Genomic DNA, 17,318 nt, shown 5'->3' with positions numbered 1-17,318 from the left:
TTGCAGTGCACTAGCATTTACTAAGACTAGCGAGGCAGGAAATAGTTCACAAAAATTTTAAATTTTTTTACTTTTTTGCAAAAAAGTAGTGATTTGCTCTTCAATACCTTGTGCGTCTAGTTTTAAGTCTGCCAAAATTTCTTGTTGCGTGCCTTGTGGAATGAAGAAATCTGGCAAGCCTAATTGTAAAAGTGCGGTGGTTTTTGGCTGAGAATTTAGCACTTCTGCCACGGCACTGCCTGCACCGCCTTGAATGGCGTTTTCTTCGAGGGTAACTAATAATGAATGGTTTTCAGCAAGTTGCAAAATTAGCGTTTCATCAATCGGCTTAACAAATCGCATATCCACAAGGGTGGCGTTTAATTTTTCGGCTACGGCTTTGGCGTTTGGTAATAGCGTACCGAAATTTAAAATGGCGATCTTTTCCCCTTCACGCAGCACTTTCCCCTTGCCGAGCGGTAACATTGCTAATGGTTCAAGCTCTACACCAATAGCATTGCCACGCGGGTAGCGCACAGCGGCAGGTTTACCGCATTGATAGCCGGTATAAAGCATTTGGCGACATTCATTTTCATCGCTTGGGGTCATAATCACTAAATTTGGAATACAGCGCATAAAGCTAATGTCGAACGCACCTTGGTGGGTTTGTCCGTCTGCGCCCACCACGCCAGCACGGTCGATGGCAAATAGTACTGGCAGATTTTGAATGGCGACATCGTGAATTACCTGATCGTAGGCACGTTGCAAGAAGGTGGAATAAATGGCTACTACAGGTTTAAACCCTGCAATCGCCAAGCCCGCAGCAAACGTAACAGCGTGCTGTTCAGCAATGGCAACATCAAAATATTGTTGTGGAAAGCGGTTGGAAAATTCAACCATTCCTGAACCTTCACGCATCGCAGGGGTGATGCCGATTAATTTCGGATCTTGCTCTGCCATTTCACATAGCCAGTTGCCAAAAATTTGCGAATAGGTTGGGGTGGTGGATTTTGGCAACTTTCCGCTTGTGGGATCGAATTTCGGCACACCGTGGAAGCCGATTGGATCTTGTTCCGCTGGGGCATAGCCTTTGCCTTTTTTGGTTTTAATATGTAAGAATTGCGGCCCTTTCAGACTGCTCATATTTTTTAACGTGCTAATTAATTCGTCCACATTATGGCCGTCAATTGGGCCGATATAGTTAAAGCCTAGCTCTTCAAACATTGTGCCAATCGGTGAAACGAAGCCTTTAACGTGTTCTTCTGTCTTTTTCACAAATTCTTTAATCGGTGGCACGCCAGAGAGAATTTTTTTGCCGCCCTCGCGCAAGGTGGAATAGAAAGAACCAGAAAACAAGCGGGCAAGATAGTTGTTCAGCGCGCCCACATTTTCTGAAATAGACATTTCGTTATCGTTGAGAATCACCAACATATCGGTGTGCAATGCGCCAGCGTGATTGAGCGCTTCAAAGGCCATTCCTGCGGTGATTGCGCCATCGCCAATGACACAAACCGTTTTGCGCCCTGCGTTCTCTTTTTCTGCTGCTACGGCAATGCCAAGCCCAGCACTAATCGAAGTGGAAGAATGTCCCACACTTAGCACATCAAATTCACTTTCATCACGCCAAGGGAAAGGGTGAAGCCCGTCTTTTTGGCGAATAGTGGACATTTTATCACGGCGTCCAGTGAGAATTTTATGCGGATAGGCCTGATGCCCTACGTCCCAAATGAGCTGATCGAATGGCGTGTTGAACACATAATGCAAGGCAACGGTGAGTTCTACCGTGCCTAAGCCAGAAGCCAAATGGCCGCTACTTTGACTAACACTTTCCAACAAATATCCGCGTAATTCATTACAAAGTTGGGGAAGTTGATCTTTATTTAAAAGACGCAAATCGTCCGGTGAATTAATCAGTGATAAAAGAGGATATTTTTCCATTGTTAATCAAATCCAAAAAAGGGTTAAATTTCGACCGCACTTTAATAATACAAGGCTTAGGCGGTGTCCAATATATTAATTTTTTCTTGTTACAATAAACTCGCTCAATGCCTTTAATGGCGAGCTATCAAAAGGTAATTTGGCCAAAGCATCAAGGGCTTGTTGATGAAGTTCTTGCGCTTTTTCTTTCGCCCCTTGCAAGCCGAGCAATTTCGGGTAAGTGCTTTTATCTGCAGCTAAATCTGCCCCCACGGTTTTACCGATCACAGCACTTTCGCCTTCAATATCTAAAATATCATCTTGCACTTGGAACGCCAGCCCAATGGCATCGGCATAGCGTTCGAGCTGTTGACAAAGTTGTTTGTCGGCAAAATGCGGTGAACAAAGAAAGCCCATTTTTAATGCACAGCGTAACAACGCGCCCGTTTTGTTGCGATGAATTCTTTCCAATTCAGTAAGGCTGACTTGTTGATGCTCAGCTTGCAAATCAAGGCTTTGCCCCAAACACATTCCTTGCACGCCAGAGGCTTTTGCCAATTCTGCCACCAAAGCAAGGCGTTGCTCGGCAGATAAATTTGGTGTTTGGCTCAGTAATTCAAACGCAAAGGCTTGCAGCGCATCACCCGCCAGAATAGCGGTGGCTTCATCAAAGGCAATATGGCAAGTGGGGTGGCCACGGCGCAGTGCATCGTTATCCATTGCAGGCAAATCATCGTGAACTAAAGAATAAGCGTGAATCGCCTCAATGCCAGCAGCGGCATAATCCAAATGCACGAGTTCTGCCCCTAACATTCTGCCTGTGGCATAAACCAAAAACGGACGAACACGCTTTCCACCCAATAAAAGCGCATATTTCATTGCTTCCGCAAGGGGAGAGGGTTGCGTGTCAATTTGCTCAAATTGTTGCTCGAGAAATTGATTAATCCGCTGTTGAAATTGTTGTAAATCCTGTGCAAATTGGTACATAGCAGTGGCTTAGTTATTGGGTTGCTTATTCGTTGTTTTGATAGTCGCTTAATTCTGCTTTATCGCTTTTAGAAAGCAAAATTTGAATGCGTTGTTCCGCTTGTTGTAAACGTGCTTGACCTAATTGCGCCAGCTTAATTCCGCTTTCAAAATCCTTTAACGCCTGTTCTAAAGGCAATTCGCCACTTTCTAAACGAGCAACAATGCTCTCTAATTGGGTTAAGGTGGTTTCAAAATCTAAGCTGTTTTCGTCTGTGGTAGGTTTGCGTGCCATTGTTTTTCCTAAGTTCAAGCTAAATAAATGCCACATTGTACTGTATTTTTATGGACTTGTTAAAGCCTATAGCAAGATTGTTGCGCAAAAAAATCTCAGAAAAAAGCACCGCACTTTTGTTTCCCTTGATTAGCCCCAAAACAGGTGCAAGCAACGGGCGAGAAAAATTGGGGATTTGCAAAAGATGTTGTACAATACCGCCCAATTTTTTGCTTAAAACAGAAGTATTCCAATGAAATTTATTATTAAACTTTTCCCTGAAATTATGATTAAAAGTGAAAGCGTGCGTAAGCGCTTTATTAAAATTTTGACAGGGAATATTCGCAATATTTTGAATAAATATGACGACACAGTGGCCGTGGTGAAGCACTGGGATTATATCGAAGTGCGGTCAAAAAATGCGGAAAATCGCGCCTTATTAATTGAATTATTAGGACGAATCCCCGGTATTCATCATTTTCTTGAAGTGGAAGAAAAACCGTTCAACAACGTGCAAGATATTTTCCAACAAACTTTGCAAGATGTGGCACATCTCCTTGAAAACAAAACTTTTTGTGTGCGCGTAAAACGCAAAGGCAAGCACGATTTTTCTTCCCTTGATGTGGAACGCTATGTCGGCGGCGGCTTAAATCAACATATCGCCAGCGCAAAAGTGAAGCTCAGCAAACCTGATGTTACCGTTCGTATTGATATTGAAGACGACAAAATGATGCTGGTGAAAGCCCGTCATACAGGACTGGGTGGTTATCCTATTGGCACGCAAGAAGATGTGCTTTCGCTTATCTCGGGCGGCTTTGATTCGGGCGTATCCAGTTATATGCTGATTCGCCGTGGCTCGCGCGTGCATTATTGCTTCTTTAATCTGGGCGGTGCAGCACACGAAATCGGCGTAAAACAAATGGCGTATCACATTTGGAATCGCTTTAGTGGCTCGCATAAAGTACGTTTTGTGGCGATTAATTTTGAGCCTGTGGTGGCAGAGATTTTAGAGAAAATCGATAACGGCCAAATGGGCGTGGTGTTAAAACGAATGATGGTGCGTGCTGCAAGCAAAGTGGCAGAACGTTTTGGCATTCAAGCCATTGTTACGGGCGAAGCGCTAGGTCAAGTTTCCAGCCAAACCCTCACCAATTTGCGCCTAATTGATGAGGCTGCCGATGCCCTTGTGTTACGTCCGCTTATTACCCACGATAAAGAACAAATTATCGCAATGGCAAAAGAAATTGGCACGGACGATATTGCGAAATCAATGCCGGAATTTTGTGGCGTGATTTCAAAAAATCCAACGGTTAAAGCGGTGCGAGAAAAAATCCTTAGCGAAGAAAATCATTTTGATTTCAGCGTATTAGAAAGTGCGGTGCAAAATGCGCAATATTTAGATATTCGCCAAATTGCAGAACAAACGGAAAAAGAAGTGGTGGAAGTGGATACCATTTCCGTATTAGGCGAAAACGACATCGTCATTGACATCCGCAGCCCCGAAGAAACAGACGAAAACCCGTTAGAACTGGCAGGGCAGGAAGTGCGTTTAATCCCATTCTATAAACTTTCTACCTTATTCCCAGAATTAGACCAAAGCAAAAATTACGTCCTTTACTGCGAACGCGGCGTAATGAGCAAACTCCAAGCTCTTTATTTAAAAGAAAATGGGTTTGGGAATGTGAGAGTATTTAGGAAGTAAATGGAATCACCGCATTTTATCAGTGCGGTGATTTTTTATCATTTTTTCTAATACATTATAAATAACTCACAAAATTTGCTAGATCGATTTGCTTAGGCTCACGGCTGGCTTTTTCTTCGCCTGTACCTAGCATAATAAAAGCGACTACTTTATCGTTTTGATCACATTGTAGCGCTTGGCGTAATTCAGAGCCATCAACCCAAGGGCCAGTTACCCATACATTGTCGAAGCCTTGTGCATTAGCGGCAAGTTGCATTGCGTAGGTGGCGCAACCTGCGGTAAGCATTTGTTCCCAAGCGGGGACTTTAGCAATATCTTTTTGGATTTTTGCGATTACGGCAATGATCATTGGCGCGCGATTAGGTAAATTTTCCGCTTTTTTCAACCGCTCTTCACCAAGGTTAAGTTCTTGTACGGCACTTTTTAATAAGCCGCCAAGTTTGTTTAAACCGTCTTTTTCAATCACTACAAAGCGATAAGGTTGCAATCTACCGTGATCAGGGACGTGCAGTGCGGCTTGGAAAATCTGTTCAAGTTGTGCTTGGTTTGGCGCAGGCGCAAAGAGTTTCTTGTTAGAACGGCGTGAAGTGAGTAGGGTTAAAGCGTCCATAATCAGTCCTTTTGTGATCATTTTTGTTATAAAAAGTGCGGTGGATTATAGCATAGTTTTTGCTCTTATAGGTGATATAGAAAAGCCCCCTTTATATCGGGGGCTTATGTAATTAGTTCTTTTTACTCTCTTTATCGGCTTCTTTTGCTGCGTGATTAATCCCTGCACCAAAAGCTAAAACTACAGCCAATAAAACTAATAATCCAATAGTAAGCTCCATTTAGCCCTCCTTCGATATCTGGAATTAGTTTTTTTTATCTTCTTTTTCAGCTTGTTTTATGGTGTGGTTAATGGCAGCTAAAAAAGCCAGAACAATCCCTAAAAGAACAAGTAATCCAATGGTGAGTTCCATTTAATCCTCCTTTGATAGCTGGGATTTGTGTTTTCTAAGCAACTTTCCAGCAACGAGAGTGGCATAAATAACAAACATTAATGTAAGACTACTCATAATCTTAAATAGTATTCCATTTTGACCAAATATTATCACGGGGACTGCAAGTATCGCAACTTTGGCAATATCTTCTACCATTTTTGCCCAAGCTTCTAAGGTTTCCACTTCGATCGGGCGTTTGAATAAATTTAACATTGGGTTCTCCTTGTGCCGAGATCAACCATAGCAAAACCTTTTTAAGTGCGGTGATTTTTTGGTGAGTTCTGCGATCCTGATCGAGAAAACAGATCAAAGTGGATAAAAACAGGCATTCTGGAAAGAATAATTCGCATTTGGGTGTTAATCTGTTTATGATACGCTCTCTCAAATAAAATCAAAAAATAAGGAAATCTATGAAATCGCTGATGAAACTAGGCTCTATGCTATGGCGAGGATTAAATTTTGTGCGCAATGTTGTGATGAATTTAGTCTTTCTTGTTTTTGTGTTGTTTCTTTTTACAGTGGTGAGTTTGCTCACAAATGCAAATAAAGAAACTCAAGCGCCACTGAGCGCGGATGAAGGGGCGTTATTGCTGAATTTAGATGGATATTTAGCGGATAATCGTGAAGAAATCCACTCTTTGCAAGATTTGTTAAAAGAAGTGGATTCTCAATATGTGCCACGTCAAATTTCTACCTTTGATTTGGTGTATAGCATTCGCTCTGCGGTGAATGATCCACGCATTAAAGGCTTGGTGTTAGATCTGAACCGTTTTGAAGGGGCTGATTTGCCTGCGATTAAATATGTAGGCAAGGCGATTAATCAGTTTAAGCAAAGTGGTAAGCCGGTGATCGCTTATGCGGATAGCTATACGCAAAAACAATATGTACTCGCAAGCTATGCCGATGAAATTTATCTCAACCCGATTGGTGCAGTGGAGATTCAAGGCTTGGCACTGGAAAACCTGTATTACAAAGATTTGCTCGACAAGCTAAAAATCACGCCACATATTTTCCGTGTAGGGACGTATAAATCTGCCGTTGAGCCGTTTTTGCGTAATGATATGTCGGCAGAAGCCAGAGCCAATATGCAACGTTGGTTAAGCACAATGTGGACGGATTATAAAACGCTGATCGCAACCAATCGCCAAATCCCTGTTGATAATGTATTGCCTGAAGCGGAGCAATATTTTGCGAATTTGAAAGCCTTAAATGGGGATTTGACGGCCTATGCTCAACAGCAAAAATTTGTGACGCAACTTGCTGATCGTTTCACTTTAGAACAAAAACTCACCGCACTTTTTGGCAAAAATGCAGAGGGTAAAGCAAAATTGTTGCCGTTTGATCGCTATTTGGCAGATTTACCTGATCGCATTGAAGGGGAAGGTAAAACACGCATTGCGGTGGTCAATGTCGAGGGTGCAATTATTGACGGTGAAACCGATGACAATGGTGTTGGCGGTGATACGATTGCCACATTGCTGCGTCAGGCTTATGAAGATGAAAAAATCAAAGCCGTGATTTTGCGTGTAAATAGCCCCGGTGGCAGTGCCTTTGCGTCAGAAATTATCCGTCAGGAAATCGTTCATTTACAACAAGCAGGCAAGCCAGTGGTGGTGTCAATGGGAGCAATGGCAGCTTCGGGCGGTTATTGGATTTCTAGCACGGCAGATTATATTTTAGCTGATGCGGATACCATTACGGGATCTATCGGTATTTTTGCCATGTTCCCAACCTTTGAGAAAGCCGTAGCAGAAATTGGCGTGAATGCTGATGGCGTGGCTACTTCACCATTAAGTCAGCAGTCTTCTTTTGGTGGCATCTCAAAAGTAAAAAGTGATCTTTATCAACTGGAAATTGAACATGGTTACGATAAATTTCTTTCGCTTGTCAGCAAAGGCCGTCAGCTAGCTAAAACAGATGTAGATAAAATCGCACAAGGTCAAGTGTGGTTAGGATCGGAAGCCTTACAAAATAAATTGGTGGACGAACTCGGCGATTTTGATCGTGCGGTGGAAAAAGCAAAGGAATTAGCTAAAGCAAAACAAGGCGAGCAAAGTGCAGAAGAATTTAGTGTGGAATGGTTAATTGAACGCAATGATTCTATGCTTGATGCCTTGGTGAAAAGCTTTGGCAAAGGCACGCAACAGCAATTATTCAGTGCGCTTGGCTTGGCAAAACCATTCAATGAAGTAAAACAACAGCTCAACCAACTGAGCCAATTTAACGATCCAAAAGGGCAGTATTTATACTGTATTAACTGCGGAACGTTACGCTAAAAATTATTTTCCCCTTTTATGTAAATAGAAGGGGAAAATTTTTGAAAATTGCACCGCACTTTTTATTTCTTTTTGTTTCTTTTTATTTCTATTATTCCTTCTATTTATTGCTAGCGGTTTCTTGGCATAACCCAAGCTGACTTAAAAAATCCACAAAGGCTTTCACTTTCGCCGCCAAATGACGGCGGTGGGGATAGACAATATTCATATCAATCTGATGTTGTGGATAGTCAGCCAGCACTTCCACTAATTTCCCTGAAGCTAATTCATTTTCAATCAGAAAACGTGGTAAATTCACAATGCCAAGTCCTGATTTTGCCAGTTCTGCCAAGGCCAAGCCACTGTTGCACATTACATCAGCTTGTACACGTAAGCGCTCAATTCTTGTACCGTTGATAAATTCCCAAAATACTTGATTATTATTGGATTTATACAGCATTATTTTGTGTTGATAGAGTTCTTCTGGCGTTTGTGGAATACCCTTTTTAGCGAAATAATCGGGCGATCCCACAATGTGCATTGTTGAACTTGCAATTTTTTTCGCCACCAGCGAACTGTCTTGCAAATTGCCAATGCGTAAAGCGAGATCAAAGCCTTCGGTGATTAAATCCACTAAACGATCGTTAAATTCAATGTCCACTTCAAGATCAGGATTAGCGTGTAAGAATAAGCCCAAATTAGGCGCAATAAAACGCAAGCCAAAATCCCGCGGCACGGAAATATGTAGCTTGCCTTGTAATGCACTAGCAAGATTGCTGATACTGGCTTCGGCATCTTGTAATTCTGCCAGAATAGGCTGGCAACGTTGGTAATAAAGCAGCCCCGCTTCAGTAGGCACAATCTTTCTGGTGGTGCGCTGCAACAAGCGTGTTTTCAGCTGTTCTTCCAGTTGTGAAACTAGCTTACTTGCCATTGCTACGGAGATATTTTGCTGTATAGCGGTTTGGGTAAAACTTTGCGTTTCCACCACTTTACAAAAGACAGAAATTGCATTGAGTTTATCCATTTATTCTTCCTTTTTTAAAAAAATGATTGACCAATCCACAGATAGTCCGCAATATATCGGGCAATTTTACACAAGTTAGCAGAAATTAGGTAAAGAAAAAGATGAGTAAATCTTTAGTGATTGTGGAGTCGCCAGCCAAGGCGAAAACCATTAATAAGTATTTAGGAAAGGATTATATAGTGAAATCCAGCGTAGGGCATATTTGCGATTTACCTACCGCTGGAATGAGTACTGGTGAAAAAGCCAAGCCAATTTCTACCAAAGGATTAAGCCCCGAACAAAAGCAAGCCATTAAGCAAGAAAAAGAACGTAATGCCTTGGTGAAGCGTATGGGGATCGATCCTTATCACGATTGGAAAGCTAACTACCAAATTTTACCAGGTAAAGAAAAAGTGGTGGCGGAACTCAAATCGCTGGCGAAAAAAGCCGATCATATTTATCTCGCTACCGATTTGGATAGAGAAGGGGAAGCCATTGCTTGGCATTTGCGTGAAGTGATTGGTGGTGATGATGATCGCTTTAGCCGCGTGGTATTCAACGAGATCACCAAAAATGCCATCACTCAAGCCTTTGAACACCCAGAACATCTCAATATGGATCGTGTTAATGCCCAACAAACACGCCGTTTTCTTGATCGCGTGGTGGGCTTTATGGTATCGCCATTATTATGGAAGAAAGTGGCGCGCGGTCTATCAGCAGGGCGTGTGCAATCGGTTGCGGTGAAATTATTAGTAGAACGCGAGCGTGAGATCAAAGCTTTCCAACCTGAAGAATATTGGGAAGTGGCGGTGCAAACGGAAACCGCACAGAAAATTGGTTTGCGTCTTGATGTAACCAGTTTTAAAGGGAAAAAATTTGAGCCGAAGAATGCACGACAAGCGCAAAGTGCGGTGGATTTTTTACAAAAATCTGACTATATCGTTTCTGATTTAGAAACCAAGCCAACTAGCTCTAAACCGAAAGCGCCATTTATTACTTCAACCTTGCAACAAACCGCAAGTACTCGCCTTAATTTTGGCGTGAAAAAAACAATGATGCTGGCGCAGCGTTTGTATGAAGCAGGTTATATTACCTATATGCGTACTGATAGCACTAATTTGAGTAAAGATGCGTTAAATATGGTGCGTGATTATATCGGTTCAAATTATGGTGATGCCTATTTGCCAGCTAAACCGAATTTTTATTCGAGCAAAGATAATGCGCAAGAAGCACACGAGGCCATTCGTCCTTCAGATGTGCGTGTGTTGGCGGCTGATGTGCAGGGAATGGATAAAGATGCGGTGCGTTTATATGATCTTATTTGGCGTCAATTTGTGGCTTGCCAAATGCCTGCGGCGCAATATGACAGCTCAACACTCACGGTAACGGCGGGCGATTACGGCTTGAAAGCCAAAGGGCGTATTTTACGTTTTGATGGTTGGACGAAAGTGTTACCGCCAATGAGCAAAAGTGCCGAAGATCAAGTGCTGCCAGCCGTTGCGGTGAACGATCAGCTAAATTTAAAAGAAGTTATTCCACAGCAACATTTCACAAAACCGCCTGCGCGCTTTACTGAAGCGGCACTGGTAAAAGAGCTGGAAAAACGCGGAATTGGTCGCCCTTCTACTTATGCTGCGATCATTTCAACCATTCAAGATCGTGGTTATGTGCGGGTGGAAAATCGCCGTTTTTATGCAGAAAAAATGGGGGAGATTGTTACCGATCGCCTTAACCAATCGTTTACTGATTTAATGAATTATGATTTCACCGCCAATATGGAAGATGTGCTAGACCAAATTGCCAATGGTGAAAAAAATTGGAAAGCGGAATTAAATCAATTCTTTAAAGATTTTTCTGCTCAGCTGAGCCAAGCCGAATTAGATGAGCTAGAAGGTGGAATGAAGCCAAATAGCCTTGTGCTAACCGATATTAAATGCCCAACTTGTGGCCGCCCAATGGCGATTCGTACCGCAAGTACAGGCGTATTCTTAGGCTGTTCAGGCTATGCTTTACCTCCAAAAGAGCGGTGTAAAACGACAATAAATTTAATTCCAGAAGCCGAACTATTAAATGTGCTGGACGAAGCTTCTGAAACCAAAGCCCTAATGGATCGCAAACGTTGCCCGAAATGTGGCACGGCAATGGATAGCTATATTATTGATCCACAAAGAAAACTTTATGTATGCGGAAATAATCCAAATTGTGATGGCTATGTGGTGGAGCAAGGCGAGTTTAAGATTAAGGGTTATGACGGCCCAGTGGTGGAATGTGATAAGTGCGGCGCAGATATGCACTTAAAATTGGGGCGTTTTGGCAAATATATGGCTTGTACCCAATGTGATAACACGCGCAAAATCTTAAAAAATGGTGAAGTTGCACCACCAAAAGAAGAGCCAGTACATTTCCCAGAGCTAAAATGTGAAAATTCTGATGCGTATTTTGTGTTGCGAGATGGGGCAAGTGGCGTGTTTATGTCTGCACATAATTTCCCGAAATCTCGTGAAACTCGGGCTGCAAAAGTGGCAGAATTGGCGCTATATCGTGATCGTCTGCCAGAAAAATTGCAATATTTAGCCGATGCACCACAGAAAGATCCTGAAGGCAACGAGGCCATTGTTCGCTTTAGCCGTAAGGAAAAACGTCAATATATTACCTCTGAAAAAAATGGCAAAGCCACAAAATGGCGTGCTGATTATATTGACGGAAAATGGGTTGAGAATGGTAAATAACCCTTTGATATAGAAGTTATTTTGTGAAAAGGCGATATTAATCAGATAGAAAGTGCGGTGGAAAATTTGGCGTTTTTCTACCGCACTTTTCTTTTTCTGCTTTTATTCTCTTTTTTGTTTGTTTTTTCTAGAAAATATTTTTCTATTTTAATTTGAAATGTTCAGCTTTGGCTATCGCTTTTTTATTAGTAAAAAGCAGATAATAGGAAAGAATAAAAAAGATAAATAGAAAAAATTTGCTAATTAAAATATTAGAAAAACTTGGAGCGGGAAACGAGGCTCGAACTCGCGACCCCAACCTTGGCAAGGTTGTGCTCTACCAACTGAGCTATTCCCGCAAGAGATAAGGAGATTGGAGCGGGAAACGAGGCTCGAACTCGCGACCCCGACCTTGGCAAGGTCGTGCTCTACCAACTGAGCTATTCCCGCATATTCCATAAGGAACGGGGCGTATTATACGAAAAATTTTTACGCCCGCAAGTAAAATTATAAAAAATTTGATTGCTTGTTTAGTTATTGATCAGAAAGCGAGATTTTTCCCATTTCCTAGCAATAAATAGGCTAAGGCATTTTGATAAAATGCTCACGATAATAAGCCAGCTCTGCAATAGATTCACGAATATCATCTAAAGCAAGGTGGGTATTCTTCTTACTAAAGCCTTTTAACATTTCAGGGTTCCAACGCGATCCAAGTTCTTTCAAGGTGCTGACATCAAGGTGGCGATAATGAAAATAGTCGGCGAGTTCAGGCATATATTTGAATAAAAAGCGTTTATCTTGCGCAACGCTGTTGCCACAAATGGGTGATGCACCTTTAGGCACCCATTTTTTTAGGAAATCTAAAGTTTGTAATTCCGCGGCACGTTCGGTGAGTTTGCTTTGTTTTACGCGTTCAATTAAGCCATTTTCGCTATGGGTTTTCTGACACCAAGCACTCATTTTTGCCAGTAAACTATCTGGTTGATGAATGGCAAGCACAGGGCCTTCTGCAAGGATATTGAGATCTTTATCGGTTACAATGGTGGCAATTTCAATGATGCGTTCTTTTTCGGGATCTAAGCCCGTCATTTCTAAGTCAATCCAAATAAGGTTTTGTTTATCTAATTGCATTAGGGTATCCTATGTGAGTTTTATTTTGATGATTTCGGCATATTTTAACCGAAAAACAACCGCACTTTAAGGATTTATCTTTGAGCAAACAAAAATTAACTTACAATCAGCAGCGTAGAATTCGTTCTAATAATGCAAAAACATTACAACGTCACAAATCAAGAAATGAGGATATTCAGTGGCAAGATGAAATGCTTGGCCCAACGCAAGAGGGTACAGTGGTAACCCGTTATTCTTTGCACGCCGATGTGGAAAATGAGCAAGGTGAAATTTTTCGCTGTAATTTACGCCGCACTTTGGCGAATTTAGTGGTTGGCGATAAAGTATTGTGGCGTCAAGGCAGCGAGAAGTTACAAGGGGTGAGCGGTGTGATTGAAGCCATTCACCCGCGTAAAAATGAAATTACGCGCCCTGATTATTACGACGGCTTAAAAGTGATCGCGGCAAATATTGATCGCATTATTATTGTGTCCGCAGTGGTGCCTGAGTTGTCTTGGAATATTGTCGATCGCTATTTAGTAGTGTGTGAAAATGCGAAAATCCCTGCGGTGATCGTGATTAATAAAGCTGATTTATTATCGGAAACCCAGCGTGCGGCAGTGGAAAAACAACTTAAGGTTTATGAAAAAATTGGCTATCAAACGCTAATGATTTCTGCTAAAACAGGCGAAAATATGCAAAATCTCACCGCACTTTTATCGCAAGGCACGTCCATTTTTGTGGGGCAATCAGGGGTAGGCAAATCCAGTTTAATCAACAGCATTTTACCTGATGTGAATGCACAGGTTGGTGCGGTGAGCGAGGGAACAGGATTAGGCCGCCACACAACCACCTCTTCTCGTCTTTATCATTTACCGCAAGGCGGCGATCTGATTGATTCACCGGGGATTCGTGAGTTTGGTTTATGGCATTTGGACGCAGATCAAATTACGAAAGGATACCGTGAATTTCAATATGTGCTAGGCACTTGTAAATTTAGGGATTGTAAACATTTGAATGATCCGGGGTGTGCGTTGCGTGAAGCGGTTGAGCAAGGAAAAATCGATCCCGTAAGATTTAAAAACTATCATAATTTAATTGAAAGTTTATCTGAAACAAAGGGGCATAGACACTTCTTCACACAGGACAATGGTTAAATAAAGGTTAATAACCGAATAAAAAAACGCCGCTTTAAGTGTTTTTTTGTGACTTAGTTCAAATTTTGTGGCGATTGGGGTTGATTATTGTTGTGTTAAGTTGAATACTATTTCAAGATTTATTTTTAGAGATGAAATAAATACATAATTGAACGGTAATCTTTACCGTTTGGTTTCAGATCAAGATTTATACTCAAACAATTATTAAGAGGATTTTACTATGTACTCAAAAGATGTTGAAATTATTGCTCCAAATGGTTTACATACTCGCCCAGCGGCTCAGTTTGTAAAAGAAGCGAAAGCCTTTGCTTCTGACATCACTGTAACTTCTGGTGGCAAAAGTGCAAGTGCAAAAAGCCTTTTTAAATTACAAACTTTAGGTTTAACACAAGGAACAGTGATCACCATTTCTGCTGAAGGCGAAGATGAGCAAAAAGCAGTAGATCATTTAGTCGCTTTAATTCCTACATTAGAGTAATCATACCATTAGCCACAAATTTCACTTTCAAGGGAAAGTCTGTTTGTGGCTATTGTTCTATTTATAGCCAGATTTAATTATTAGTTCGGAAGGTCACTATGATTTCAGGTATTCCAGCATCCCCCGGCATTGTTTTCGGTAAAGCACTTGTTTTAAAAGAAGAAAAAATCGTACTTGATACGCAAAAAATTCAAGACGATCAAGTTGAAGCTGAGGTTGCACGTTTTTATGAAGGACGTAATGCAGCCGTTGAGCAATTAACCGCAATTAAAGATCGTGCTTATGCGTCATTAGGTGAAGAGAAAGCAGCAATCTTTGAAGGCCATTTAATGATTTTGGAAGATGAGGAATTAGAAGAAGAAATCATTGATTATTTACGTTCTAATAAAGTGAATGCCGGTGTTGCTGCAAGCACGATTATTGATCAGCAAGTGGCAATGTTGTCAGAAATTGATGACGAATATTTAAAAGAGCGTGCTGGAGATATTCGTGATATTGGTAATCGTTTAATCAAGAATATTTTAGGTATGCACATTGTTGATCTTGGTGAGATCAACGAAGAAGCCATTCTTGTCGCGTATGATTTAACACCATCAGAAACCGCGCAGCTTAACCTTGATAAAGTGCTTGGTTTTATTACTGATATTGGTGGCAGAACTTCTCATACTTCAATTATGGCACGTTCATTAGAGTTGCCAGCGATTGTGGGGACAAATACCGTTACGCAACAAGTCAATACGGGTGATTTCTTAATTCTTGATGCGGTGAATAATCGTGTTTATGTGAATCCAAGCCAAGAAGAAATTGATCGCTTAAAAGCGTTAGAAGCGCAATTAGCCGAAGAAAAAGCAGAATTAGCGAAATTGAAAGATCTACCAGCGTTGACTTTAGACGGTCATCGCGTTGATGTGGTAGCAAACATTGGTACAATTCGCGATGTGGAAGGGGCAGATCGTAACGGTGCGGAAGGCGTAGGCCTATATCGTACAGAATTCTTATTTATGGATCGCGATCAGCTTCCAACGGAAGAAGAACAATTTATCGCTTATAAAGAAGTTGTTGAAGCGATGAATGGCCGTTTAGTGGTATTAAGAACAATGGATATTGGTGGTGATAAAGAGTTACCTTACTTAAATCTACCAAAAGAAATGAATCCATTCTTAGGCTGGCGTGCAATTCGTATTGCCTTAGATCGTAAAGAAATTTTACACGCTCAATTAAGAGCCGTATTAAGAGCATCAGCTTTCGGTAAATTGGCTGTAATGTTCCCAATGATTATTTCTGTGGAAGAAATTCGTACATTAAAAGCAGAAATTGACGTATTAAAAGCGCAGCTACGCAATGAAGGCAAGGCTTTTGACGAGAACATTCAAATTGGTGTGATGGTGGAAACCCCGTCAGCGGCGGTGAATGCGAAATTCTTAGCAAAAGAAGTGGATTTCTTCAGTATTGGTACGAACGATTTAACCCAATATACCCTTGCGGTAGATCGTGGTAACGAATTAATTTCTCATTTATATAACCCAATGACCCCATCTGTATTGAGCTTAATCAAACAGGTGATTGATGCTTCCCACGCCGAAGGTAAATGGACAGGTATGTGTGGTGAGCTAGCGGGTGATGAAAGAGCAACCTTATTGCTACTTGGTATGGGCTTAGACGAGTTTAGTATGAGTGCAATTTCAGTACCAAGAATTAAAAAATTAATCCGCAATGTAAACTATCAAGATGCAAAATTGCTTGCTGATAAAGCGCTCGAACAGCCAACAGCAGCAGATATTGAAAAATTGGTTGCAGACTTTTTAGCAGAAAATGCGTTAAACTAGATACCAATTATTCAAGTTTTGGGCTAGAATAGCCCAAACATTCACTTAGTAGGAGACTAAAAATGGGTTTTTTTGATAAATTATTTGGTTCAAAAAGCAATAAAACCGTTGAAGTAGAGATTTATGCACCGCTTTCAGGTGATATTGTGAACATTGAAGATGTACCAGATGTTGTTTTCTCAGAAAAAATTGTTGGTGATGGTATCGCAATTCGCCCAACAGGTAACAAACTTGTAGCCCCTGTTGATGGTGTTGTAGGTAAAATTTTTGAAACCAATCACGCTTTCTCAATGGAATCTACCGATGGTGTGGAATTATTCGTTCACTTTGGTATTGATACTGTTGAATTAAAAGGAGAAGGTTTCAGACGTGTTGCCGAAGAAGGTCAAACCGTTAAACGTGGTGATACCATTATTGAATTAGATTTAGAATTACTTGAAGCCAAAGCAAAATCAGTGCTTACCCCTGTAGTAATTTCTAATATGGATGAAGTTAGCCATATTGAGAAAAAAACAGGCGAAGTTGTTGCTGGTGAGTCTGTGGTTCTTGTAGTGAAAAAATAAAAAATGCAATATAACAAAGCCCATTCCATTGAGAGAATGGGCTTTTTCTTATAAGGGAAATCTTCATCGCTGATAAGATTTATCCGTCAATCAGCTGACGAGTAGGATTGATAAAGATTAAAGCGCTTTAAGTAAAAATTATCAGTCATCTGCTATTTTTACCGATTATTTAAAGTGCGGTGGAATTTTTTAATAAATTTTTTGCCTTTCCTAAGACTTATCAAAAAATTTTCTAATTTCAACAAATCTTATATTTTTTATAATCTTTGTTAAAGATTTGTAAACGGGTTTTAATAGTTGTAAAATAGCCTAGATATAGGTATTAGTTATCCATTCGTTGTTCAGTTTCGTCTAGAAATTGAACTTAACTTCAACTTAACAAATAAGGAAAAGA

14 protein-coding genes and 2 tRNA genes are annotated in these 17,318 nt (G+C 41.0%); 7 read left to right on the top strand and 9 right to left on the bottom strand.

All coding sequences use genetic code 11. From position 1 onward, the window contains the following. Positions 1–57 precede the first annotated feature (57 nt). The 3 genes from dxs to xseB all read right to left on the bottom strand — a co-directional run bounded on the left by dxs (position 58) and on the right by xseB (position 3,157). Positions 58–1,917: a 1-deoxy-D-xylulose-5-phosphate synthase gene (dxs, locus tag C3007_RS02395; protein WP_103852914.1), complete on the bottom strand. Its 1,860-nt coding sequence runs from the start codon at positions 1,915–1,917 to the stop codon at positions 58–60. A 75-nt stretch (positions 1,918–1,992) separates the two neighbouring features. Then, positions 1,993–2,883: a (2E,6E)-farnesyl diphosphate synthase gene (gene ispA, locus C3007_RS02390; RefSeq protein WP_103852913.1), complete on the bottom strand. Its 891-nt coding sequence runs from the start codon at positions 2,881–2,883 to the stop codon at positions 1,993–1,995. A 25-nt stretch (positions 2,884–2,908) separates the two neighbouring features. Then, the gene (xseB, locus tag C3007_RS02385; RefSeq protein WP_103852912.1) at positions 2,909–3,157 is read right to left on the bottom strand and encodes an exodeoxyribonuclease VII small subunit; all 249 of its coding nucleotides are present in this window, start codon (positions 3,155–3,157) and stop codon (positions 2,909–2,911) included. Between the two features lie 232 nt (positions 3,158–3,389). Here xseB and thiI point away from each other — a divergent pair, with 232 nt between their 5' ends. After that, positions 3,390–4,838, top strand: a complete 1,449-nt coding sequence (gene thiI, locus C3007_RS02380) for a tRNA uracil 4-sulfurtransferase ThiI (protein WP_103852911.1) — start codon at positions 3,390–3,392, stop codon at positions 4,836–4,838. Between the two features lie 55 nt (positions 4,839–4,893). On the opposite strand, the gene C3007_RS02375 is transcribed toward thiI, so the two are convergent. Beyond that, on the bottom strand, positions 4,894–5,448 hold the full coding sequence (locus C3007_RS02375) for an NAD(P)H nitroreductase (protein ID WP_103852910.1): 555 nt from the start codon (positions 5,446–5,448) through the stop codon (positions 4,894–4,896). 352 nt (positions 5,449–5,800) lie between these two features. Continuing rightward, a complete protein-coding gene (locus tag C3007_RS02370; RefSeq protein WP_103852909.1) occupies positions 5,801–6,034 on the bottom strand; it encodes a hypothetical protein in 234 nt (77 codons plus the stop codon). A 206-nt stretch (positions 6,035–6,240) separates the two neighbouring features. On the opposite strand from C3007_RS02370, the gene sppA reads away from it, so the two are divergent. Beyond that, a complete protein-coding gene (sppA, locus tag C3007_RS02365; protein ID WP_370445391.1) occupies positions 6,241–8,097 on the top strand; it encodes a signal peptide peptidase SppA in 1,857 nt (618 codons plus the stop codon). Positions 8,098–8,197: 100 nt separating this feature from the next. Here the strand turns inward: sppA and C3007_RS02360 are convergent, their stop codons facing one another. Further along, complete coding sequence (locus C3007_RS02360) at positions 8,198–9,103, bottom strand: LysR family transcriptional regulator (RefSeq protein WP_103852907.1); 906 nt, start codon at positions 9,101–9,103, stop codon at positions 8,198–8,200. Between the two features lie 101 nt (positions 9,104–9,204). Between C3007_RS02360 and topA the strand changes: the two genes are divergently transcribed. Beyond that, positions 9,205–11,811, top strand: coding sequence for a type I DNA topoisomerase (gene topA, locus C3007_RS02355; protein WP_103852906.1), 2,607 nt, complete (start codon positions 9,205–9,207; stop codon positions 11,809–11,811). A gap of 262 nt (positions 11,812–12,073) precedes the next feature. On the opposite strand, the gene C3007_RS02350 is transcribed toward topA, so the two are convergent. The 3 genes from C3007_RS02350 to orn form a co-directional block, all read right to left on the bottom strand. Next, positions 12,074–12,149, bottom strand: a tRNA-Gly gene (locus C3007_RS02350). Positions 12,150–12,164: 15 nt separating this feature from the next. Continuing rightward, positions 12,165–12,240, bottom strand: a tRNA-Gly gene (locus tag C3007_RS02345). 132 nt (positions 12,241–12,372) lie between these two features. Further along, complete coding sequence (gene orn, locus C3007_RS02340; protein ID WP_103852905.1) at positions 12,373–12,921, bottom strand: oligoribonuclease; 549 nt, start codon at positions 12,919–12,921, stop codon at positions 12,373–12,375. 80 nt (positions 12,922–13,001) lie between these two features. On the opposite strand from orn, the gene rsgA reads away from it, so the two are divergent. The 4 genes from rsgA (at position 13,002) to crr (ending at position 16,924) form a co-directional block, all read left to right on the top strand. Beyond that, positions 13,002–14,057, top strand: a complete 1,056-nt coding sequence (gene rsgA / locus C3007_RS02335; protein ID WP_103852904.1) for a small ribosomal subunit biogenesis GTPase RsgA — start codon at positions 13,002–13,004, stop codon at positions 14,055–14,057. Between the two features lie 220 nt (positions 14,058–14,277). Further along, positions 14,278–14,535, top strand: coding sequence for a phosphocarrier protein Hpr (gene ptsH / locus C3007_RS02330; protein WP_100295592.1), 258 nt, complete (start codon positions 14,278–14,280; stop codon positions 14,533–14,535). A gap of 98 nt (positions 14,536–14,633) precedes the next feature. Continuing rightward, on the top strand, positions 14,634–16,361 hold the full coding sequence (gene ptsI / locus C3007_RS02325; protein ID WP_103852903.1) for a phosphoenolpyruvate-protein phosphotransferase PtsI: 1,728 nt from the start codon (positions 14,634–14,636) through the stop codon (positions 16,359–16,361). Positions 16,362–16,423: 62 nt separating this feature from the next. Then, the gene (crr, locus tag C3007_RS02320) at positions 16,424–16,924 is read left to right on the top strand and encodes a PTS glucose transporter subunit IIA (RefSeq protein ID WP_103852902.1); all 501 of its coding nucleotides are present in this window, start codon (positions 16,424–16,426) and stop codon (positions 16,922–16,924) included. Positions 16,925–17,318 lie beyond the last annotated feature (394 nt).

Source organism: Avibacterium gallinarum (genome assembly GCF_002921135.1).
GTDB lineage: Bacteria > Pseudomonadota > Gammaproteobacteria > Enterobacterales > Pasteurellaceae > Avibacterium > Avibacterium gallinarum.
This window is presented reverse-complemented; position numbering and strand designations above follow the sequence as displayed.

Excerpts from the sequence above, each read along its gene's own strand:
- dxs (WP_103852914.1), bottom strand. The coding sequence starts at position 1,917 with ATGGAAAAATATCCTCTTTTATCACTGATTAATTCACCGGACGATTTG.
- ispA (WP_103852913.1), bottom strand. The coding sequence starts at position 2,883 with ATGTACCAATTTGCACAGGATTTACAACAATTTCAACAGCGGATTAAT.
- xseB (WP_103852912.1), bottom strand. The coding sequence starts at position 3,157 with ATGGCACGCAAACCTACCACAGACGAAAACAGCTTAGATTTTGAAACC.
- thiI (WP_103852911.1), top strand. The coding sequence starts at position 3,390 with ATGAAATTTATTATTAAACTTTTCCCTGAAATTATGATTAAAAGTGAA.
- C3007_RS02375 (WP_103852910.1), bottom strand. The coding sequence starts at position 5,448 with ATGGACGCTTTAACCCTACTCACTTCACGCCGTTCTAACAAGAAACTC.
- C3007_RS02370 (WP_103852909.1), bottom strand. The coding sequence starts at position 6,034 with ATGTTAAATTTATTCAAACGCCCGATCGAAGTGGAAACCTTAGAAGCT.
- C3007_RS02360 (WP_103852907.1), bottom strand. The coding sequence starts at position 9,103 with ATGGATAAACTCAATGCAATTTCTGTCTTTTGTAAAGTGGTGGAAACG.
- topA (WP_103852906.1), top strand. The coding sequence starts at position 9,205 with ATGAGTAAATCTTTAGTGATTGTGGAGTCGCCAGCCAAGGCGAAAACC.
- orn (WP_103852905.1), bottom strand. The coding sequence starts at position 12,921 with ATGCAATTAGATAAACAAAACCTTATTTGGATTGACTTAGAAATGACG.
- ptsH (WP_100295592.1), top strand. The coding sequence starts at position 14,278 with ATGTACTCAAAAGATGTTGAAATTATTGCTCCAAATGGTTTACATACT.
- ptsI (WP_103852903.1), top strand. The coding sequence starts at position 14,634 with ATGATTTCAGGTATTCCAGCATCCCCCGGCATTGTTTTCGGTAAAGCA.
- crr (WP_103852902.1), top strand. The coding sequence starts at position 16,424 with ATGGGTTTTTTTGATAAATTATTTGGTTCAAAAAGCAATAAAACCGTT.